The following is a 20,406-nucleotide window of genomic DNA, read 5'->3' on the forward strand; positions in this document are numbered from 1 at the left end:
TCTTCCGTGCCGGCTGGAACGCTGTACCGCGGCCGGGAAGGAATGTGGTCCTGGGTGGCTCATCGAGTCACCGGCGTCCTCATCTTCTTCTTCCTGTTCGTACACGTCCTCGACACCGCTCTCGTGCGTGTCTCCCCCGAGGCGTACGACGAAGTCGTGGCCACCTACAAGACACCGCTGGTCGCACTCCTTGAGTACGGCCTCGTCGCGGCCATCCTCTTCCACGCGCTCAACGGCCTGCGCGTCGTCGCCGTCGACTTCTGGTCGAAGGGCGCCCGCTACCAGAAGCAGATGCTCTGGACCGTCATGGCCGTCTGGTTCGTGCTGATGGTCGGGGCGCTCTACCCGGTCCTCGGCCACGCCGTCCGCGAAGTCTTCGGGAGCTGAGGCACATGTCCGCTGACACGACCGCTGCCAAGACCGACGACGTGACGCTCTACGACGTGGACAACCCCGCGCCCGTCATCGAGGCCCCGCGCAAGCGCACCAAGAAGACGCCGAAGGCCACCCGCGGCAACTTCGAGATGTACGGCTGGCTGTTCATGCGCCTGTCCGGCATCGTCCTGGTCGTCCTGGTCCTCGGCCACCTGCTGATCCAGCTCGTCCTCGACGGCGGCGTCTCCAAGATCGGCTTCGCCTTCGTGGCCGGCCGCTGGGCCTCCCCGTGGTGGCAGGCCTGGGACCTGGTGATGCTGTGGCTGGCGATGCTGCACGGCGCCAACGGCCTGCGCACGATCATCAACGACTACGCCGAGCGCGACAACACGCGCTTCTGGCTCAAGATGCTGCTGTACACCGCGACGGTGTTCACCGTCCTGCTGGGCACGCTGGTGATCTTCACCTTCGACCCGAACATCCGCTAGGCCCGGGGCTGAGGTAACCACTCATGAAGTTTCACAAGTACGACACCGTCATTGTCGGCGCCGGCGGCGCCGGCATGCGCGCCGCCATCGAGGCGACGAAGCGCAGCCGCACCGCCGTGCTGACCAAGCTGTACCCCACCCGCTCCCACACGGGCGCCGCGCAGGGCGGCATGGCCGCCGCGCTCGCCAACGTGGAGGAGGACAACTGGGAGTGGCACACCTTCGACACGATCAAGGGCGGCGACTACCTGGTCGACCAGGACGCCGCCGAGATCCTCGCGAAGGAGGCCATCGACGCGGTCCTCGACCTGGAGAAGATGGGTCTGCCGTTCGGCCGCACGGAGGCCGGCAAGATCGACCAGCGTCGCTTCGGCGGTCACTCCCGCAACCACGGTGAGGCCCCGGTCCGCCGCGCCTGCTACTCCGGCGACCGCACCGGCCACATGATCCTGCAGACGCTCTATCAAAACTGCATCAAGGAGGGCGTGGAGTTCTTCAACGAGTTCTACGTCCTGGACCAGCTCATCGTCGAAGAGGACGGCGTCAAGAAGTCCGCCGGCGTCGTCGCGTACGAGCTGGCCACCGGTGAGATCCACGTCTTCCAGGCGAAGTCGGTCATCTACGCCTCCGGCGGCACCGGCAAGTTCTTCAAGGTGACCTCCAACGCGCACACCCTCACCGGCGACGGCCAGGCGGCCTGCTACCGGCGCGGACTGCCGCTGGAGGACATGGAGTTCTTCCAGTTCCACCCGACCGGCATCTGGCGCATGGGCATCCTCCTCACCGAGGGCGCGCGCGGCGAGGGCGGCATCCTCCGCAACAAGGACGGCGAGCGCTTCATGGAGAAGTACGCGCCCGTCATGAAGGACCTCGCCTCCCGTGACGTCGTCTCCCGCTCCATCTACACGGAGATCCGCGAGGGCCGCGGCTGCGGTCCCGAGGGCGACCACGTCTTCCTGGACCTGACGCACCTTCCGCCGGAGCAGCTGGACGCCAAGCTCCCGGACATCACCGAGTTCGCGCGTACGTACCTCGGCATCGAGCCCTACACGGACCCGATCCCGATCCAGCCGACCGCGCACTACGCGATGGGCGGCATCCCGACCAACGTCGAGGGTGAGGTCCTGGCGGACAACACCACCGTCGTGCCGGGTCTGTACGCCGCGGGCGAGGTGGCCTGCGTCTCCGTGCACGGCGCCAACCGCCTGGGCACCAACTCGCTGCTCGACATCAACGTGTTCGGCCGCCGCTCCGGCATCGCCGCCGCGGAGTACGCGCACAAGGCCGAGTTCGTCGAGCTGCCGGAGAACCCGGCCGAGCTGGTCGAGGAGCAGGTCGAGCGGCTGCGGAACTCCACGGGCACCGAGCGCGTGGCGGAGCTCCGCAAGGAGCTGCAGGAGACCATGGACGCCAACGTCATGGTGTTCCGCACCGAGCAGACCATCAAGACCGCGGTCGAGAAGATCGGCGAGCTGCGCGAGCGCTACAAGAACGTGTCCGTCCAGGACAAGGGCAAGCGCTTCAACACCGACCTCCTGGAGGCCATCGAGCTGGGCAACCTGCTCGACCTGGCCGAGGTCATGGCCGTCTCCGCGCTCGCCCGCAAGGAGTCCCGCGGCGGTCACTACCGCGAGGACTTCCCCAACCGCGACGACGTGAACTTCATGCGCCACACCATGGCGTACCGCGAGGTCACGGGCGAGGGCGAGTCCGCGAAGGACTCGATCCGGCTCGACTACAAGCCGGTCGTCCAGACCCGCTACCAGCCGATGGAGCGTAAGTACTGATGGCAACTCCCGTACTGGACAAGGCCGAGGCCGAGGCCAAGGCCGCCTCGCCCTACATCACCGCCACGTTCCGGATCCGCCGCTTCAACCCGGAGATCTCGGACGAGGTGACCTGGGAGGACTTCCAGGTCGAGATCGACCCGAAGGAGCGTGTCCTCGACGCCCTTCACAAGATCAAGTGGGACCTCGACGGTTCGCTGACGTTCCGTCGCTCCTGCGCGCACGGCATCTGCGGCTCCGACGCGATGCGGATCAACGGCAAGAACAGGCTCGCCTGCAAGACGCTGATCAAGGACATCAACCCGGAGAAGCCCATCACGATCGAGGCCATCAAGGGCCTCACGGTCCTGAAGGACCTGGTCGTGGACATGGAGCCGTTCTTCCAGGCGTACCGCGACGTCATGCCGTTCCTCGTCACCGAGGGCAACGAGCCGACGCGTGAGCGCCTGCAGTCCCCCGAGGACCGCGAGCGCTTCGACGACACGACCAAGTGCATCCTGTGCGCCGCGTGCACGTCCTCGTGCCCGGTGTTCTGGAACGACGGGCAGTACTTCGGCCCGGCCGCGATCGTCAACGCGCACCGCTTCATCTTCGACTCGCGCGACGAGGCCGGGGAGCAGCGCCTGGAGATCCTCAACGACCGTGACGGCGTGTGGCGTTGCCGCACGACCTTCAACTGCACGGACGCCTGCCCGCGCGGCATCGAGGTCACGAAGGCGATCCAGGAAGTCAAGCGCGCCCTGATCACGCGCCGCTTCTGAGGTCCGTTCCCTTACGCGGCCGAGGCCCCGTCTCCCCTTGCGGGAGGCGGGGCCTCGCCCGTATGGGTGAACGCATGGGAACGGGACGTTCGAGGCCTGACCGGCCTACGATGATGTTCTCGACACCCGCCACCGGGAGGCCCACGATGTCCGCAGCACCCGTCGAGCACTTCGCCACTGACGCCACAGCGCCGTCGCTGCTCGAAGAGGCCAACACGCTCGTGGAGCGCCTCCCCGGCTACCGAGTCGAGATCATCGAGGGTCGCCTGACCGTGACACCGCCCGCAGACGTCGCCCACTCCAGGGCTCTCAACCGGCTGATCCGCCCGTTCATCGCCGTCGGCCTGGACGACGGCGGGACGGAAGTTCACCAGGCCATCGGGCTCTGGCTACCGACCGGCGCCGAGGACTTCGCCATCCCCGACCTGTCAATCGTCGACGCCGACATCGACGACCACCTCATCGAGAACAACTGCTACGACCCGGCGTGCTTCCGGCTGGTCCTGGAGGTCACCTCCAGCAACTACCGTGCCGACCTGCGCACCAAGGTCGCCGCCTACGCGGACGCCAAGGTCCCGGTCTATCTGATCGTCGACCGCAGGCACCAGCGCCTCCACGTCCTCACCGAGCCGCTGGCCTCGGGCTACGACAACCACGAGGTCTACGCCCCCGGCCAGACCGTCACCCTCCCCGATTCCATCGGCGCCGAAGTCACCCTCGACGTAGCCGAGATCCTCAAGGCCGGGGAGCCGCGCCGCCCCTAATGTGACGCCATGTCACTTCAACTGCTCGGCTTCGACAACGTCCTGCTGCCCGTGGGCGATCTGGGCGAGGCCGTGGACTTCTACGGGCGGGCCGGGTTCCCGCTCTCCTTCCGGCTCGACGAGGCCGGCATCGCCCTGTTGAAGGTGGGCGACGAGACCCCCGGCGTACTGCTGCGCCAGGAGGACGGGCTGCTGCCGCGCCCGCCGGGGCCCTGGGCCTGCCGGGTCTGGCTGGAGGTGCCGGACGCGCGGGCGGCCGCGCGGGAGTTGGCGGCGGCGGGGGTCGCGACGGATCCGCCCTTCTCCGTGTCGACCGGCTGGACCGTCGAACTGGCCGACCCCTGGGGCAATGTCATCGGGTTCACGGACTACCTGAAGCGGCCGACGCTCGCGCGCGTGCACCCCGTCGAGACCTCTCCCTGAAAGAGCATCCCCGGACCAGCGCCGAGACATTCGCTTGAACGTGTTCAAAAACAGGTCTACAGTCCATGACAACAGCTTTTGAACGCGTTCAAGAGGGCTGATGACGGCTTCCTGCCGTCCCCTCGGGCGCCGTGAAAGGGGCAGGGACCCATGGACCTCACCGTCCTCGCGTACGTCGTCTACCTGGCGATCAGCATCGGCCTCACCGTCTGGGTGGCCCGCACCCTCAGCCGCAACGGGCGGATCTTCCTCGCCGACGTCCTGCACGGCAACGAGAAGCTCGCGGACGCCGTCAACCACCTCCTGGTCGTCGGCTTCTACCTGGTCAACCTCGGCTTCGTCGCCCTCTACCTGGGGGCCGAGGAGGAGATACTCACCGCCCGCGAGATCTTCGAGGCGCTGTCGGTGAAGCTCGGCGTCGTCCTGCTCGTCCTCGGCGTGATGCACCTCGGCAACGTGTGGGTCCTCAACAAGATCCGGCGGCGCGGAATGATGGAGCGCGAGCAGCTGCCGCCCGTGCCGCCGCAGGGGCTGAGCGGTCAGCAGGGCGCCTGGGCCAAGCCGGCCGGGGCCTGACCGATGGCCGCCGCGACCGTCGCGGCCGACCGGGACCCCGCGCGGGTCCCGGTCCGCCGGCTCACCGTCCTGTACGACGCGGGCTGCCCGCTCTGCACCCACGTACGCCACTGGCTCGCCCGGCAACGGCAGTTGGTGCCGCTCGACCTGGTGCCCGCCCGGTCCGAGGAGGCGCTGCGGCGGTTCCCCGGGCTCGACCACGCGGCCACGCTCGACGAGATCACCGTCGTCGCCGACGGCGGGCAGGTCTACCGCGGGCCCGCCGCCTGGGTCGTCACCCTGTGGGCCCTCGCCGAACACCGCCCGCTCGCCCACCGCCTGGCCACGCCCACCGGCGCCCGCTTCGCACGCGGCGCCGCGCTCGCCGCCGCCAAGTGGCGCGAGGGATACCGGGGTCGGCCCGGCGGCGGCTGGGGCGGCGGGGTGTACCGCACCGCGGACGGCTGGACGTACGACCCGCAGCGCGGCTGGACCCGTACGACACCGTCCTGTGCCGACGGCTCCTGCACCACTCGTTAGGCTCTGTGACCGTGGCAGCGACGAACGACGAAGCAGGCGTGACCCCCGCCCTCGGCAAGGACGAAGGCGGGAAGCCGCCCGCGAAGAGCGAACAGACCCGCGCCCTGATCCTCGAGACGGCCATGCGGCTCTTCCAGGAACGCGGCTACGACAAGACGACGATGCGGGCCATCGCCAAGGAGGCCGGGGTCTCCGTCGGCAACGCGTACTACTACTACGCGGGCAAGGAACACCTCATCCAGGGCTTCTACGACCGGATCGCCGCCGAGCACCAGGCAGCGGTCCGGCCGGTCCTGGACCAGGAGACCGAACTTGAGGCGCGGCTCGCGGGCGTGCTGCGCTGCTGGCTCGACATCGCCCAGCCGTACCACGAGTTCGCCGCCCAGTTCTTCAAGAACGCCGCCGACCCGGACTCGCCGCTCAGCCCCTTCTCCGCCGAGTCGGAGCATGCGCGCGAGGCCGCAATCGACGTGCACCGCGAGGTGTTGCGCGGCTCGAAGACCAAGGTGCCCGAGGAACTCCGGGAGATCCTCCCGGAGTTGATGTGGCTGTCCCAGATGGGCCTCGTCCTGTACTGGGTGTTCGACCGTTCCGAGGGCCGCACCCGCAGCTACCGCCTCGCCGCCCGCGGCGCCCGCCTCACCACCCGCGGCATCGCCCTGGCCCGCTTCCGCGTGCTGCGCCCACTGGTCCGCGAGGTGCACGAGCTGTTCACGGACTTCCTGCCGGGGATGACCCGAGCCCCGCAGGACCGGTAGGGCCTAGGCCGTGTCCGGGGCCGGCTGCCGCGAGGGTTCAGGCCTGGCGGGAGGCCAGGGTCACCACGGTGATGTCGGAGGGCGCGCCCACGCGGACCGGCGGGCCCCAGGCGCCCGCGCCCCGGCTGACGTACAGCTGGGTGTCGCCGTAGCGTTCGAGGCCGGCCAGGGTCGGGTTGGCGAGGTCCGCGATGATGTTGCCGGGGAAAAACTGGCCGCCGTGGGTGTGGCCGGAGAGCTGCAGGTCGACGCCGTGCCGGACCGCGTCGTGGATCATCACGGGCTGGTGGGCGAGGAGCACGGAGGCGCGGCTGCGGTCGCGGTCGCCGAGGGCCTTGGCGTAGTCGGGGCCCTGCTGGTAGTTCTCGCCGGCGATGTCGTTGACGCCCGCGAGGTCGAAGCCGTCGATCTCGACGCGGGCGTTCTCCAGCGGGTGCAGGCCGAGTTCGCGTACGTGGTCGACCCACTGCTCGGCGCCCGCGAAGTACTCGTGGTTGCCGGTGACGAAGAACGAGCCGTGCTTGGCGCGCAGTTGGGCCAGCGGTTCGGCGGCCGGGCCGAGGTTCTCGACGCTGCCGTCGACGAGGTCGCCGACCACCGCGATCAGGTCGGGCTGCGTGGAGTTGATGGTGTCGACGATGCGCTGGGTGTGGGCGCGGCCGAGGATCGGGCCGAGGTGGATGTCGCTGACCACGGCGATCCTGAACCCGTGGGCGGCGCGCGGGAGTTTGGCCAGCGGCACGGTGACGCGCTTGATGCTCGGGCCGCGCAGCACGGTGTTCGCCCCGTACCCGACGGTGCCGAGCGCGGCGGCCACGGCGGCGCCGGCCACGAAGCGGGAGACGAAGAGGCGGCGCGAGGGGTCGGCGGCGCTCTCGGAGTCGTCCGCGTTCTCCTCTGCCGGTGCCGGCTCAGCTGATTCGGCGGGCTCGGTCGACTCCGCGGGCTCCGTGAGGGCCGCCGGGGTGTCGGGTGCGGAGGCGGCGGGCGGCTCCGACTCCCCGCCCACCAGGGCCGGTTCGGGGTTCTCGGCGGGGGTCGCCGCCACGGCGCCGGACTCACCCCTGCGGCGCAGCACCCGCAGCAGTACGGGCCGTACGAGCTCGCCCGCGAGCAGGGCGAGCGTCAGGTAGATGGAGATCGCCATCCACAGGTAACCGGGCCAGGCCAGGACCTGTTGGAGCCAGAACGGCGCATCGGCTCGGCCGCTCACGAAGGCGGCGATCATCAGCAGCGGCCCGGCGACGAACACGGCCGTGCCGATCCGGCGAGCGGTCGTGCGCCGCGCCGTGGTGTCGCGCACCACGCGCCGCCAGCCGTACCACTGCATGCCGACGACGACACAGGCGAGTCCGAGGAAGAGGAAGCTCACTGCGGCGCTCCCTATGACTTCCGGCGCAGTGCGCGCACTCCGCGCAACCCGATGACCCCGACGGCCGTCCCCAGAACAAAGGACACGACGGCGAGCGTCAGATGGACCCAGAAGTACGGGGTCGGATCGCCGGAGGTCTCGTCGAAGGCGAGCTTGCTTCCGTTGTTCCAGAGGTTCTTGACGAAAGTGATCCAGATGACCCAGGACCAGACGCCGAAGGCGAGCAGGAACCACGAGACCGGGCGGCTGAGCTTCATATCCCCAGTATCGCGTCCCGGTCGGGCACGCCGCCGTCGGGGTGGTTCGAGCGATGATCCCAAGACACAGCCGAACGAGCGGCGTACAGCTCGGCGAATCACCTGTAATTTCCTCACCGTGCCTGTGTTGACTGCATCTATCAAGCGAACGACCGCCGTTGCGGTGGTTTCTGCCGCCTTTCTGACCGCTTCTGTCGCAACTCCCGCCGTCGCGGACGACAGGCCGGGCGGCAAGCCGAGCAAGCCGAAGCCGCCCGCGTCGATGTCGAAGGTCGGCGGCGCGCGGCTCGGCCAGGCGGGTACGCAGGTGAACCTCGGGCCCGGCGCCCCGGTCCTGCCCAAGAAGCTCTCGGGCCGCTCGTGGATCGTCACCGACGCCGAGTCGGGCGACGTGCTCGCCGCGCACAACGCGCACTGGCGGCTGCCGCCCGCGAGCACGATGAAGATGCTGTTCGCCGACACCGTCCTGCCGAAGTTCCCCAAGGAGCAGAAGCACCTGGTCAAGAACTCCGAGTTGAGGGAGGTCGGCGCGGGCAGCAGCCTGGTCGGCATCAAGGAGAACAACGAGTACACGGTGCACGACCTGTGGCTCGGGGTGTTCCTGCGCTCCGGCAACGACGCGGTGCACGTGCTGTCCCACATGAACGGCGGCATCGACAAGACCGTCGCGGACATGCAGAAGCACGCCGATGAGCTGCAGGCCCTCGACACCCATGTGGTCAGCCCCGACGGCTACGACGCGAAAGGCCAGGTCTCCTCCGCGTACGACCTGACGCTGTTCGCGCGCTCGGGGATGCAGAAGAAGGACTTCCGGGAGTACGCGGCTACCGCCACTGCCCAGTTCCCCGGCGAGGGCAAGGGCAAGAAGCGCGAGCACTTCGCCATCCAGAACACCAACCGGCTGCTCACGGGCGCGGACGGCGTGACCCCGTACAAGGGCATCGCGGGCGTCAAGAACGGGTCGACGACCAACGCGGGCACGACGTTCACCGGGGTCGCCGAGCGGAACGGGAAGGTGCTGCTCGTCACCGTCATGAACCCCGACTCGGACGAATCCCAGGCCGTCTACAAGGAGACCGCCCGGCTGCTCGACTGGGGCTTCGCCGCAGCGGACAAGGTCGAGCCGGTGGGCCAGTTGGTCGCCCCGGCAAGCAGCGACCGGAACGCGAAGGGCGCCGCCGCGCCCGAGAAGTCCCCGGCCGCCGAGAAGCCCGAACAGGCCTCGGAGCGGGAGGAGTCGAGCGGTCTCGGCATCGCGCTCGCCGTGGCCGGCGGGGTGCTTGTCCTTGTCGGCGCGGGCGTGTTCCTGGTCAACCGGCGTTGGCCGCTGCCGGAGTTGGTGCGGCGGCTGCCGCGGCGTTGAGGTTTACGGGGTTGCGTCCGGCGGCGTCGCCTTGGGCGCCGCCGATCGCCCTTCGGGCTCGTCCTCAAGCGCCGGACGGGCTGATTTCGTCCTCGTCCTCGTCCTCGTCCTCGGGCTCCGGACTCGCTGATGGTGTCGCCGTCCACGCCGCGCAGAACAGCAGCAGCTTCGCCGTGAAGTTGATCCACAGCAGCAGCGCGACCGGGGTGCCGAACGCGCCGTACATCGACTTGCCCGCGACGCCCCTGATGTAGCCGCCGAGCAGCGCCTTGAGGAGCTCGAAGCCGACGGCGCCGATGAGGGCGGCGACGACGAGCCGGCGGCGCGGCGGATGCACGCCGGGCAGCAGCGTCAGGACGTACAGCAGGATCAGGAAGTCCGCGAGGACGGCGAAGGCGAAGACGGCGGCGGAGAGCACCGGGCCGATCCACGCCTGGTCGTCCACGCCGAGCGCCTTGGTGATCCGGGAGACGGCGGAGTTGCCGATCCCCGAGGCGACGAGCGAGACCAAGCCGACCGCGCCGAGCCCGACAAGGATGCCCGCGTCCTTGAGCTTGCTCAGGAAGGGGTTCTCCTCCTCGTCGTCCTTGCCCCACACCGCGCGCAGGCAGTCCCGCATCGAGCCGACCCAGCCGATGCCGGTGAAAAGGAGCAGCGCGCCGGCGACCAGGCCGACGGTGCCCGCGTTCTGCACCAGGGCGTCGATGTCCAGCTGCTCGGAGATGCCGGGGACCTGCTCGCTGAGCTTGTCCTGGAGTTCGGCCTGCTGCTTCTTGCTGAGGGTCGCGGCGGCCACGGCGGCGGCGACGGTCAGGAGCGGGAAGAGCGCCAGGAAGCTGAGGAAGGTCATCGCCGCGGCGAGGCGCGACCAGTGCACGCGGTCCAGGGTTTCGTAACTGCGCCAGGCGTGCGTGGCCATCAGGCGGGTCACGAGGGGTCCCACGACGGGGAGGTTCTTCAGCCAGTCCATGATCTCTGTCTGCCCTCCGAGCGGAAGACCAAAGTCCGAGTACCCCGGAAGCACACCACAGTCGGCGGGCGCGGTCGCGGAGGCGGCGGAGGGTCAGGCCGTGGAGAGGGGGCCGCGCGGGGTGCAGGAGTCCCTGGGCTCGCCCTGCGCCGGCACCGTCGCGGAGCCGAAGGAGAAGTCGCGCAGCTTGCGCCAGACGGCGTCCGCGCCCTGCTCGTAGAGCGCGAAGCCGGTGCAGGGCCATTCGGCGGCGTACTCGCTGAGCTCGGCGAAGGCGCGGTCCATGGCCGCCTCGTCGATGCCGTGCGCCACCGTGACATGCGGGTGGTACGGGAACTGCAGCTCGCGCGCGACCGGCCCGGAGGCGTCGCGGACCTGCTTCTGCAGCCAGGTGCAGGCCTCGGCGCCCTCGGCGACCTGCACGAAGACCACCGGCGACAGCGGGCGGAACGTGCCCGTGCCGGAGAGCCGCATCGGGAAGGGCCGGCCGGCGGCGGCGACCTCTTCGAGGTGCCGCTCGATCGCGGGCAGCTTGTCCGCGTCCACCTCGGTCGGCGGCAGGAGCGTGACGTGCGTGGGAATGCCGTGTGCCGCGGGGTCACCGAAGCCCGCGCGCCGCTCCTGGAGCAGGCTGCCGTGAGGCTCCGGGACCGCGATCGAAACGCCGAGCGTTACGGTCCCCACGTCGTTCTCCTCTGTCGTGCGACTGACCTGTGAAGGGCCCCGGCGGTCGGTGCCGGGGCCGAGGTTGGTTCGTTCGGTTCGGGTTCAGTGCTTCGCCGGGACGAAGCCGACCTTCTCGTACGTGGCGGCCAGCGTCTCCGCCGCCACGGACCGGGCCTTCTCCGCGCCCTTGGCCAGGATCGAGTCCAGCGTCTCCGGGTCGTCGAGGTACTCCTGCGTACGCTCGCGGAACGGGGTCACGAACTCGACCATGACCTCGGCGAGGTCTGTCTTCAGCGCACCGTAGCCCTTGCCGACGTACTTCTGCTCCAGTTCCGGAATTCCCGCTCCGGTGAGGGTGGAGTAGATGCTCAGCAGGTTGGACACGCCCGGCTTGGCCTCGCGGTCGAAGCGGATCTCGGTGTCCGTGTCGGTGACGGCGCTCTTGACCTTCTTGGCCGTGGCCTTGGGCTCGTCGAGCAGGTTGATGAGGCCCTTCGGCGTGGAGGCCGACTTGCTCATCTTGATCGTCGGGTCCTGCAGGTCGTAGATCTTCGCCGTCTCCTTGAGGATGTGCGGCGCCGGGACCGTGAACGTCTCGCCGAAGCGGCCGTTGAAGCGCTCCGCGAGGTCGCGGGTCAGCTCGATGTGCTGGCGCTGGTCCTCACCGACCGGGACCTCGTTCGCCTGGTACAGGAGGATGTCCGCGACCTGCAGGATCGGGTACGTGAACAGGCCCACGGAGGCACGGTCCGCGCCCTGCTTGGCCGACTTGTCCTTGAACTGCGTCATCCGGGAGGCCTCGCCGAAGCCGGTGAGGCAGTTCATGACCCAGGCCAGCTGGGCGTGCTCGGGCACGTGGCTCTGCACGAAGAGGGTGCAGCGCTCCGGGTCCAGGCCGGCGGCGAGGAGCTGGGCGGCGGCGAGCCGGGTGTTGGCGCGCAGCTCCGCGGGGTCCTGCGGGACCGTGATCGCGTGCAGGTCGACGACCATGTAGTACGCGTCGTGGGTCTCTTGCAGGGAGACCCACTGGCGGACGGCGCCGAGGTAGTTGCCGAGGTGGAACGAGCCGGCGGTGGGCTGGATTCCGGAGAGCACGCGAGGTCGGTTGGCCATGTTGGCCATTGTCTCAGGTGCGGGGCGTTGTTCGGGCCGGGTTGGGTGTTGCCTCCCCCACCCCGCCCCGGGGCTCCGCCCCGGCCCCTGGCTCGCGCTCCGCGCGCATGGATCCCCTCCCCGCCCCTTCCCGAAAGCCTGCGGCGCCGTTTGCGCAGTTCCCCGCGCCCGTTAAAAGGGGCGCGGGGAACTGCGCGACCAGCCACGACGGCGCGGTAGACGAACGAACACCGCCGGAGGCTTTCGGGAAGGGGCGGGGAGGGGGAAAATCAGCTCAGGTCCACGCCCGGGTACAGCGGGAAGCCCGCGACCAGGTCGGAGGCTCGGCGGGCCACCTCGTCGGAGGTCTTCTCGTCGAGGACGTGCTGGGCCTTGGACACCGCGCCCTTGCTCGTCTTGCCCTGCTCCGTAGCCGAAAGCACCGTGACGATGAGAGCCGCGATCTCGTCCATCTCCGCGCCCCCGAGCCCCCGCGTCGTCAGCGCCGGCGTGCCGATGCGGATGCCCGACGTGTACCAGGCGCCGTTCGGGTCGGCCGGGATCGCGTTGCGGTTGGTGACCACGCCGGAGTCCAGCAGCGCGGCCTCCGCCTGGCGTCCGGTCAGGCCGTACGAGGACGCCACGTCGATCAGGTTCAGGTGGTTGTCCGTACCGCCCGTGACCAGGGTCGCGCCGCGCCGCATCAGGCCCTCGGCGAGTGCGCGGGCGTTGTCGACGACGCGCTGCGCGTAGTCCTGGAAGTCGGGGCGGCGGGCCTCGGCGAGGGCGACGGCCTTGGCGGCCATGACGTGCGGCAGCGGGCCGCCGAGCACCATCGGGCAGCCGCGGTCCACCTGGTCCTTGAGGCTGTCGTCGCACAGGACCATGCCGCCGCGCGGGCCGCGCAGCGACTTGTGCGTGGTGGTGGTGACGATCTGGGCGTGCGGGACCGGGTCGAAGTCGCCGGTGAGGACCTTGCCGGCGACGAGGCCCGCGAAGTGCGCCATGTCGACCATGAGCGTCGCGCCGACCTCGTCGGCGATCTCCCGCATGATCCGGAAGTTCACCAGGCGCGGGTAGGCCGAGTATCCGGCGACGATCACCAGCGGCTTGAACTCGCGGGCCTGGGCGCGCAGCGCCTCGTAGTCGATGAGACCGGTGGCCGGGTCGGTGCCGTAGGAGCGCTGGTCGAACATCTTGCCCGAGATGTTCGGGCGGAAGCCGTGCGTGAGATGGCCGCCCGCGTCCAGGGACATGCCGAGCATGCGCTGGTTGCCGAAGGCGCTGCGCAGCTCGGCCCAGTCGGCGTCGGAGAGGTCGTTGACGTTGCGGACGCCGGCCGCGGCCAGGGCCGGGGCCTCGACGCGGTCGGCGAGGATCGCCCAGAACGCGACCAGGTTGGCGTCGATGCCGGAGTGCGGCTGGGCGTAGGCGTGCTGCGCGCCGAACAGCTCGCGGGCGTGCTCGGCGGCGAGCGCCTCGACCGTGTCGACGTTGCGGCAGCCTGCGTAGAAACGGCGGCCGACGGTGCCCTCGGCGTACTTGTCGCTGAACCAGTTGCCCATGGCGAGCAGCGTGGCCGGCGATGCGTAGTTCTCCGAGGCGATCAGCTTGAGCATCTCGCGCTGGTCGGCGAGCTCCTGGCCGATGGCGTCGGCGACGCGGGGCTCGACGCCGCGGATCACGTCGAGGGCGCTGCGGAACGCGGTCGACTCCGTGGAGCGGGGCGGGGTGGCGGACATGGTGGGGACCTCCGGACGCGGTGACGGTCGTTGTCGGTACGACGCTTCGTACGGTCTCGTACGACGTTCTCGGTACGGCCCAGGCGCACGGCACACAGTTCACGGACCGCTCCCCGATGGTTGACCCCATCTCAGCGCGCCAGTCACGGCCCGCTGCTCACCTTACCGGCGTGCACGGCGGGCGAGGTTTCCTCGTCCGTCATGCGAGCGACGATAGGCATGGGGGGAACATCCCGCCCCCCGTGGGTCCCTAGCTCCACGACGAACGGAGATCCCGTGTCCCGTACGGAACAGGCCATCGCGTCGGCCGACGCCCACAGCGCGCACAACTACCACCCGCTGCCCGTGGTCGTCGCCACGGCCGAAGGCGCCTGGATGACCGACGTCGAGGGCCGCCGCTACCTCGACATGCTCGCCGGGTACTCGGCGCTGAACTTCGGGCACGGCAACCGGCGCCTCCTCGACGCGGCCCGCGCCCAGCTGGAGCGGGTCACGCTGACCTCGCGGGCCTTCCACCACGACCGCTTCGCGGACTTCTGCACGCAGCTCGCCGAGCTGTGCGGCATGGACATGGTGCTGCCCATGAACACGGGCGCGGAGGCCGTCGAGACGGCGGTGAAGACCGCCCGGAAGTGGGGCTACCGCACCAAGGGCCTCCTCGACGGCACCGCGAAGATCGTCGTCGCGGCCGACAACTTCCACGGCCGTACGACGACGATCATCAGCTTCTCCACGGACCAGGAGGCCCGCGCCGACTTCGGCCCGTACACGCCGGGCTTCGAGATCGTGCCGTACGGCGACCTGGAGGCCATGCGGGCGGCCGTCACCGACAACACGGTGGCCGTGCTGCTCGAACCGATCCAGGGCGAGGCGGGCGTCCTCGTGCCGCCGGCCGGGTACCTCGCGGGCGTGCGCGAGCTGACCCGGGAGCTGGACGTCCTGTTCATCGCCGACGAGATCCAGTCGGGCCTCGGCCGTACGGGAAAGACCTTCGCGTGCGAGCACGAGGGCGTCGTGCCCGACATGTACGTGCTCGGCAAGGCGCTCGGCGGCGGCGTCGTGCCGGTGTCGGCGGTGGTGGCGTCGGCGGACGTGCTCGGGATCTACAAGCCGGGCGAGCACGGCTCGACCTTCGGCGGGAACCCTCTGGCGTGCGCGGTCGCCCTTGAGGTGATCGCGATGCTGCGCACCGGTGAATTCCAGGAGCGGGCAACGGAGTTGGGCGAGCATCTGCACCGCGAGCTGAACCTGCTCGTCGGCGGCGGCGCGGTCCGCGAGGTGCGCGGGCGCGGACTGTGGGCGGGCGTCGACATCGACCCGTCGTACGGCACGGGCCGGGAGATCTCCGAGAAGCTGATGGAGCGGGGCGTGCTCGTGAAGGACACGCACGGGTCGACCATCCGGATCGCGCCGCCCCTGGTGATCTCCAAGGAGGACCTGGACTGGGGGCTCGACCAGCTGCGGGCGGTACTCACGAAGTAGACCCGGCGAACCAGGTGAACCGGGTGAGCCCGCCCGCAGCGGGCGCTACAGGATCACGTGCGGCAGGAACCGCGCGTACTCGTCGGTGATCAGACCCGACGACTCCCGGATGCCGAGCCCCGCCGCCTCGTCCTCGACGACCCACGCGCCGAGCACCACGCGGTTGCCGTCGAAGTCGGGCAGCGGGGCCAACTCCTGGTAGCAGCACGGCTCGTCGCGCAGCTCCGGCTCCGCGCCCGACTCGTGCACGGTGACGCCGGCGCCCTCGCGGCCGAGCAGCGGCTTCGCCACGTACCCGCCCTCGGCGGCCAGCTCGCGGGGGCCGTCGAGGTAGGCGGGCAGCAGGTTGGGGTGGCCCGGGTACAGCTCCCAGAGGATCGCGAGGAGCGCCTTGTTGGAGAGCAGCATCTTCCAGGCCGGCTCGATCCACAGGGTGGTGCCGGTGCCGCCGCCGTTGTCCAGGGTGTCCAGGACCTGCGGGCCGAACGGGTCGGTGGCCAGCCACTCCCACGGGTAGAGCTTGAAGCAGCTGCGGATGAAGCGGAGCTTCTCGTCCACGAACCGGCCGGAGATCCGGTCCCAGCCGATGTCCTCCATCGAGATGGCCTCGGTCTCGATGCCGGCCTGCTGCGCGGTCTCACGCAGGTACGCGACCGTCATCAGGTCCTCGCCCAGCTCGTCGCCGTTGGAGTGCGCGAAGTACAGCGGGCTGCCCGGCGGGAGCAGCGAGGCCTGCTTCTTCCAGGCGTCGATCAGCCGCTCGTGCAGCGAGTTCCACTGGTCGGCGCCGGGGAAGCGCTCCTCCATCCAGAACCACTGCGGGCTCGCCGCCTCGACGAGCGAGGTGGGGGTGTCCGCGTTGTACTCCAGCATCTTGGCCGGGCCCGTGCCGTCGTACCGCAGGTCGAACCGCCCGTACACGGACGGGAGTTCGTCCCTGCGCCGCCAGGCCTCCGCGATCAGGGATGCGAGGCGCGGGTCGGTGATGCCGAGGTCGGCGAAGCGGTCCTGCTCGACGATGTGCGCGGCCGCGGCCAGGCACATGCCGTGTAGCTCCTCGACGACCTCCTCCAGGGCCTCGACCTCCGGCAGCGAGAAGACGTAGTACGCGCTCTCGTCCCAGTACGGGCGCAGCGAGTCGTCCGGGTAGCGGGTCAGCGGGTAGATGCAGCCCTGCTCCTCGACCGTCTGCTGCCAGCCCTCGCGGGGTTCGGTCGTGCGGCGCTCCACGGGTCAGCCGCCGCTGGAGGAGGAGCAGCCGAAGCCGCCGCGGGACACGGACGACTTGTCGAAGCTGCCGCCCTCGACCTTGCCGTTCTTGGAGCTGCCGCCGTAGTAGTACGAGCCGCTGCCGCCACTGCCGCTGCTGCTGCCGCCGCCCTTGCACTCGTAACTCGGCAGCTGCTTGCGGGACATGGGGTCCACGCAGCGCTTGTCCGGCTCGGAGCCGCAGGCGCTGAGCGAGACGGCGAGGAGGCCCATGCCGCCGAGGATCACCGTGCTGGAGCGCAGCTTGCGCGGGTTGCTCGACTTGCTCGGCTTGGCGCCCATGCGCCGCTTGCCCGTGTCGGGCGCCGTTTCGATCGCTGTCTCGACGTTCGTCCCGATCGTCATGATCCGGCCACTCCCCCGCTGTCCGTCCGTTGTCCGTACGTGGTGTTCGACTCCCGCCAGCGTAGAGAACCGCCCCCGCGAGGCCGCAAGCTGACCCCTTGTCAGGGTCGCTGACTACTGTTGGTTCGTGCTGATTGGGATGGTTTGCGCGCTGGGTTCCGCGGTCTGCTACGGCACGGCCTCCGTCCTCCAGGCCGTCGCGGCCCGCGCGGTCGCCCCCGGCACGGGCTCCGGCGTCGACCCCGCTGCTGCTCCGCTCCCTGCGCCAGTGGCGCTATCTCGCCGGTCTCACCCTGGACCTCCTCGGCTTCGTCCTGCAGATCGTCGCGCTGCGGTCCATCCCCATCTACGCGGTGGGGGCCGCGCTCGCCGCGAGCCTCGCGGTGACGGCGGTGGTCGCTTCGTGGCTGCTCCGGGTGCGGCTGAGCGGCGCCGAGTGGGCGGCGGTCGGGGTGGTGGTCGCGGGGCTCGCGATGCTCGGGCTCGCCTCAGGCCCGGAGGGCGCGCGCCCCGGCTCGACGGCCCTCTCGTACGCGATGCTCGGCGCGGCGGTCGGCGTGCTGCTGGTCGGCGTGGTCGCGGGGCGGCTGCCGGGGCGGGCGCGGGCGCTGCTGCTCGGGCTCGGGTCGGGGTGCGGGTTCGGGGTGGTGGAGGTGTCGGTGCGGCTCATCGACTCCCTGGCTCCGCGGGTGCTGATCGCCGAGCCGGCGACGTACGCGCTCCTTGTCGGTGGGGGTGCGGCGTTCCTGCTCCTCACGTCCGCACTGCAGCGGGGGTCCGTGACCACGGTCACGGCGGGGCTCGTGCTCGGCGAGACGGTCGGGCCCGCGGTCGTCGGCGTGGCGTGGCTGGGCGACCGCACCCGCGAGGGCCTTGCCTGGCTGGCGATCCTCGGCTTCTTGGTGGCGGTCGCGGGGGCGTTGGGGCTGGCACGGTTCGGGGAGGCTCCGGCGGGGGCTCGGCCTGCGGGGTGACTTTGTTTTTCACTCCCCTCCCCGCCCCTTCCCGAAAGCCCTGCGGACAGCTCCGGGGACTCCGCCCCCGGCCCCCGGCCCGGGGCTGCCGCCCCCGCCCCCCACCACCACGGGGCTCCGCCCCGGACCCCGTTTCTGATCCCCGCCCTGCCCCTTCCCGAAAGACTGCCGTCGGCTACGGGGGCTCCGCCCCCGGACCCCCGCTCCTCAAACGCCGGCGAGGCTGAATTTGGCCCCGCCCGCGGATGCCTGGGGCGCTGGGCTTGCCCCTGCCCCTCAGATGCCGTGGGCAGATTTCCCCAGATACCAGGGGGTGCGGTTTGGCCCTGCCCTCAGATGCGGGGGGGCTGGATTGTTGCTGACTCGGGGGCCGAACTTTCCGATCTGGGGCTGCGATGGCGCCCCGACAGGGCCGCGGGGAACTGCGCGACCAGCCACGACGGCGCGGCAGCCAAACGACAGCCGGGGGCCGGGGCGAAGCCCCGAGGCGGGGGGGCTGGGGGCGCAGCCCCGTCAGGGGCGCGGGGAACTGCGCGACCAGCCACGACGAAACGGGCAGCCGAACGACGGCCCGGGTCCGGGGGCGGCAGCCCCGGGCAGGTGCGGGGGCTAGAAGGGAGGCCGTGGGACAGCGTCCGGAAGCAGGGCTGGAGGCGGCAGCGTCCGGTGGCAGGGCCGGGCCGCAGTGCCCGGGAGCAGGGGCCGGGCCGCAGTGGTCGGAAGCAGGGGCTGGGGGTGCAAGCCCGGGAGTTGTCCCGCGCGGGCGGGACGGGCGAGGGTCACGTGATCGCGGCCAGCGCATCGCACAGCGCCCCCACCGCCCCCGCCCACCCGTGATCCGCCGGCGTCCCGTACCCCACGACCAGTGCCGATCGGCCGGGAGCGGGCGGCGCCTCCGGGTGGCGGAAGCGGTCGAGGCCGAGGACGGTGAGGCCGTGCCACGCCGCCGCCCGGATCGCCGACTCCTCGCTGACTCCCGGGAGTTCGAGCACCGCGTGCAGCCCCGCCGCGATCCCGCTCACCCGCACCCCGGGCACCCGCGCGCCAAGGGCGGCCACGAGTTCGTCGCGGCGGCGCCGGTAGCGCAGGCGGGCGGCGCGTACGTGGCGGTCGTACGCCCCCGAGGTCAGGAACTCGGCGAGGGTCAGCTGGTCGATCGCGCCACAGGCCCAGTCCGAGGGCCCCTTGGCGCGTGCGACCTCGGCGGCGAGCCCGGCGGGCAGGACCAGCCAGCCGAGCCGCAGCGCCGGGGCGAGGGACTTGCTCGCGGTGCCGAGGTACACCACCCGGTCGGGGTCGAGGCCCTGCAGCGCGCCGACCGGCTGCCGGTCGTAGCGGAACTCGCCGTCGTAGTCGTCCTCCAGGATCAGCCCGCCGGAGCGCCGCGCCCAGTCGACCGCCTCCGCACGCCGCTCCGGCGGCAGCGCGACGCCGAGCGGGAACTGGTGGGCGGGCGTGAGCAGCACCGCGTCGGGGCGAAGCCGCGTCAACTCGCCGGTGCGGGTGGCCCGTTCGTCGTACGGCAGCGGGGGTGTGCGCAGGCCCGCGGCGGCGAGGAGTTCGCGGTGCACGTCGAGGCCGTACGACTCGACGGCGACGGCCGCGGACCCGTGGCCGCGGCGCTCGCGCAGTACGCGGGCGAGCAGCATCAGGCCGTGGGCGGCGCCGGAGCAGACGACGATGCGGTCCGGGTCGGCGTGGACGCCGCGGGCGCGCGCCAGGTAGTCGGCGAGCGCGGTGCGCAGTTCGACGCGGCCGCGCGGATCCCCGTACCCGAAGGCCTCGTTGGGCGCGGCGGAAACGGCCTTGCGGGCGGCCTTGAGCCACTCGGCGCGCGGGAACGCGGACACGTCGGGGTTGCCGGGGCTCAGGTCGTGGCGCGCGGGGCCCGGTGTGCGGCGCGGGGGCGGGGCGGTGGCCGGGCGGCTGACGGCGCGCTCGGCGACACGGGTGCCGGAGCCCTGGCGCGCGGTGAGCCAGCCCTCGGCGACCAGGTCGGCGTAGGCGTGGGCGACGGTGTTGCGGGCGACGCCCAGGTCGGCGGCGAGGGTGCGGGAGGACGGCAGCCGGGTGCCGGGGGCGAGCCGGCCGCCGCGCACGGCCTCGCGCAGGGCGTCGGTGAGGCCCTTGCGGACGCCGGGTCCGCGGATGTCCACATGCAGGTCGACGCCGCTGTCGCCGGAGCCGGAGCCGGAGCCGGAGCCGGAGCCGGAGCCGGAGCCGGAGCCGGAGCCGGAGCCCGGCAGAGTGGCCCATGAATCAGCCATGGAAATGGACCATACGCCTGGGCCATCGGCTTCGTAGGGTCGGGTTCATGAGCAAGTTCCTGAGCGACGAGCCCGCAGGCGACAAGCCTGTGAGCGGCAAGGCTGTGAGCGACGAGCCGGTAAGCGGTGGTGAGAGCGCCGGCGGCCATGTGCGGC

The 20,406-nt window shown here is 70.9% G+C and carries 20 protein-coding genes, 1 pseudogene and 1 riboswitch; of the genes and pseudogenes, 12 read left to right on the plus strand and 9 right to left on the minus strand.

Annotation, left to right across the window (positions count from 1 at the left end; translation table 11 throughout):
* Window positions 1–6: 6 nt before the first annotated feature.
* From sdhC to QIS96_RS16620, 9 genes are all read left to right on the plus strand, one after another.
* Window positions 7–387, plus strand: a complete 381-nt coding sequence (gene sdhC / locus QIS96_RS16580) for a succinate dehydrogenase, cytochrome b556 subunit (RefSeq protein ID WP_282543374.1) — start codon at window positions 7–9, stop codon at window positions 385–387.
* Window positions 388–392: 5 nt separating this feature from the next.
* On the plus strand, window positions 393–863 hold the full coding sequence (locus QIS96_RS16585) for a succinate dehydrogenase hydrophobic membrane anchor subunit (protein WP_282543375.1): 471 nt from the start codon (window positions 393–395) through the stop codon (window positions 861–863).
* A 23-nt stretch (window positions 864–886) separates the two neighbouring features.
* Window positions 887–2,650 (plus strand): succinate dehydrogenase flavoprotein subunit, encoded by a 1,764-nt coding sequence (gene sdhA, locus QIS96_RS16590; protein ID WP_282543376.1) that lies wholly within the window; start codon window positions 887–889, stop codon window positions 2,648–2,650.
* Entirely contained in the window at window positions 2,650–3,411 is a 762-nt protein-coding gene (locus tag QIS96_RS16595) for a succinate dehydrogenase iron-sulfur subunit (RefSeq protein ID WP_282543377.1), read from the plus strand. The genes sdhA and QIS96_RS16595 overlap by 1 nt, the downstream gene beginning before the upstream one ends.
* Before the next feature lie 146 nt (window positions 3,412–3,557).
* On the plus strand, window positions 3,558–4,175 hold the full coding sequence (locus QIS96_RS16600; protein ID WP_282543378.1) for a Uma2 family endonuclease: 618 nt from the start codon (window positions 3,558–3,560) through the stop codon (window positions 4,173–4,175).
* Between the two features lie 9 nt (window positions 4,176–4,184).
* Window positions 4,185–4,598: a VOC family protein gene (locus QIS96_RS16605; protein ID WP_282543379.1), complete on the plus strand. Its 414-nt coding sequence runs from the start codon at window positions 4,185–4,187 to the stop codon at window positions 4,596–4,598.
* 150 nt (window positions 4,599–4,748) lie between these two features.
* Entirely contained in the window at window positions 4,749–5,174 is a 426-nt protein-coding gene (locus QIS96_RS16610; RefSeq protein WP_282543380.1) for a hypothetical protein, read from the plus strand.
* Window positions 5,175–5,177: 3 nt separating this feature from the next.
* Window positions 5,178–5,693, plus strand: coding sequence for a thiol-disulfide oxidoreductase DCC family protein (locus tag QIS96_RS16615; RefSeq protein WP_282543381.1), 516 nt, complete (start codon window positions 5,178–5,180; stop codon window positions 5,691–5,693).
* A gap of 38 nt (window positions 5,694–5,731) precedes the next feature.
* Window positions 5,732–6,451 carry a TetR/AcrR family transcriptional regulator gene (locus tag QIS96_RS16620; protein ID WP_282543483.1) on the plus strand — a complete coding sequence of 240 codons (720 nt, stop codon included), beginning with the start codon at window positions 5,732–5,734 and terminating at the stop codon, window positions 6,449–6,451.
* 37 nt (window positions 6,452–6,488) lie between these two features.
* Here the strand turns inward: QIS96_RS16620 and QIS96_RS16625 are convergent, their stop codons facing one another.
* Together QIS96_RS16625 and QIS96_RS16630 are read right to left on the minus strand one after the other, a co-directional pair.
* The gene (locus QIS96_RS16625) at window positions 6,489–7,781 is read right to left on the minus strand and encodes a metallophosphoesterase (RefSeq protein ID WP_282543484.1); all 1,293 of its coding nucleotides are present in this window, start codon (window positions 7,779–7,781) and stop codon (window positions 6,489–6,491) included.
* A 53-nt stretch (window positions 7,782–7,834) separates the two neighbouring features.
* On the minus strand, window positions 7,835–8,080 hold the full coding sequence (locus QIS96_RS16630) for an SCO4848 family membrane protein (protein ID WP_282543382.1): 246 nt from the start codon (window positions 8,078–8,080) through the stop codon (window positions 7,835–7,837).
* A gap of 127 nt (window positions 8,081–8,207) precedes the next feature.
* Here QIS96_RS16630 and QIS96_RS16635 point away from each other — a divergent pair, with 127 nt between their 5' ends.
* Entirely contained in the window at window positions 8,208–9,443 is a 1,236-nt protein-coding gene (locus QIS96_RS16635) for a D-alanyl-D-alanine carboxypeptidase family protein (RefSeq protein WP_349017390.1), read from the plus strand.
* Window positions 9,444–9,507: 64 nt separating this feature from the next.
* Here the strand turns inward: QIS96_RS16635 and QIS96_RS16640 are convergent, their stop codons facing one another.
* The 4 genes from QIS96_RS16640 to QIS96_RS16655 form a co-directional block, all read right to left on the minus strand.
* On the minus strand, window positions 9,508–10,413 hold the full coding sequence (locus tag QIS96_RS16640; protein WP_282543384.1) for a YihY/virulence factor BrkB family protein: 906 nt from the start codon (window positions 10,411–10,413) through the stop codon (window positions 9,508–9,510).
* 93 nt (window positions 10,414–10,506) lie between these two features.
* Window positions 10,507–11,097 (minus strand): 2'-5' RNA ligase family protein, encoded by a 591-nt coding sequence (locus QIS96_RS16645; RefSeq protein WP_282543385.1) that lies wholly within the window; start codon window positions 11,095–11,097, stop codon window positions 10,507–10,509.
* A gap of 84 nt (window positions 11,098–11,181) precedes the next feature.
* Window positions 11,182–12,201, minus strand: a complete 1,020-nt coding sequence (gene trpS, locus QIS96_RS16650; protein WP_408907199.1) for a tryptophan--tRNA ligase — start codon at window positions 12,199–12,201, stop codon at window positions 11,182–11,184.
* A gap of 260 nt (window positions 12,202–12,461) precedes the next feature.
* Window positions 12,462–13,913, minus strand: a complete 1,452-nt coding sequence (locus QIS96_RS16655; protein WP_282543387.1) for a glycine hydroxymethyltransferase — start codon at window positions 13,911–13,913, stop codon at window positions 12,462–12,464.
* A 70-nt stretch (window positions 13,914–13,983) separates the two neighbouring features.
* Window positions 13,984–14,070, minus strand: a riboswitch (ZMP/ZTP riboswitch).
* Between the two features lie 119 nt (window positions 14,071–14,189).
* On the opposite strand from QIS96_RS16655, the gene rocD reads away from it, so the two are divergent.
* Window positions 14,190–15,395 (plus strand): ornithine--oxo-acid transaminase, encoded by a 1,206-nt coding sequence (gene rocD / locus QIS96_RS16660; RefSeq protein ID WP_282543388.1) that lies wholly within the window; start codon window positions 14,190–14,192, stop codon window positions 15,393–15,395.
* A gap of 45 nt (window positions 15,396–15,440) precedes the next feature.
* Here rocD and QIS96_RS16665 read toward each other — a convergent pair whose 3' ends face one another.
* Together QIS96_RS16665 and QIS96_RS16670 are read right to left on the minus strand one after the other, a co-directional pair.
* On the minus strand, window positions 15,441–16,625 hold the full coding sequence (locus tag QIS96_RS16665; protein WP_282543389.1) for a glutathionylspermidine synthase family protein: 1,185 nt from the start codon (window positions 16,623–16,625) through the stop codon (window positions 15,441–15,443).
* 3 nt (window positions 16,626–16,628) lie between these two features.
* A complete protein-coding gene (locus QIS96_RS16670; protein ID WP_282543485.1) occupies window positions 16,629–16,946 on the minus strand; it encodes a hypothetical protein in 318 nt (105 codons plus the stop codon).
* Between the two features lie 202 nt (window positions 16,947–17,148).
* Here QIS96_RS16670 and QIS96_RS16675 point away from each other — a divergent pair.
* Window positions 17,149–17,983 (plus strand): annotated as a pseudogene (locus QIS96_RS16675) (hypothetical protein).
* Between the two features lie 779 nt (window positions 17,984–18,762).
* Here the strand turns inward: QIS96_RS16675 and pdxR are convergent.
* Window positions 18,763–20,250 carry a MocR-like pyridoxine biosynthesis transcription factor PdxR gene (gene pdxR / locus QIS96_RS16680; protein ID WP_282543390.1) on the minus strand — a complete coding sequence of 496 codons (1,488 nt, stop codon included), beginning with the start codon at window positions 20,248–20,250 and terminating at the stop codon, window positions 18,763–18,765.
* Between the last annotated feature and the right edge of the window lie 156 nt (window positions 20,251–20,406).

The organism is Streptomyces cavernicola, from assembly GCF_029968035.1.
Lineage (GTDB): Bacteria > Actinomycetota > Actinomycetes > Streptomycetales > Streptomycetaceae > Streptomyces > Streptomyces cavernicola.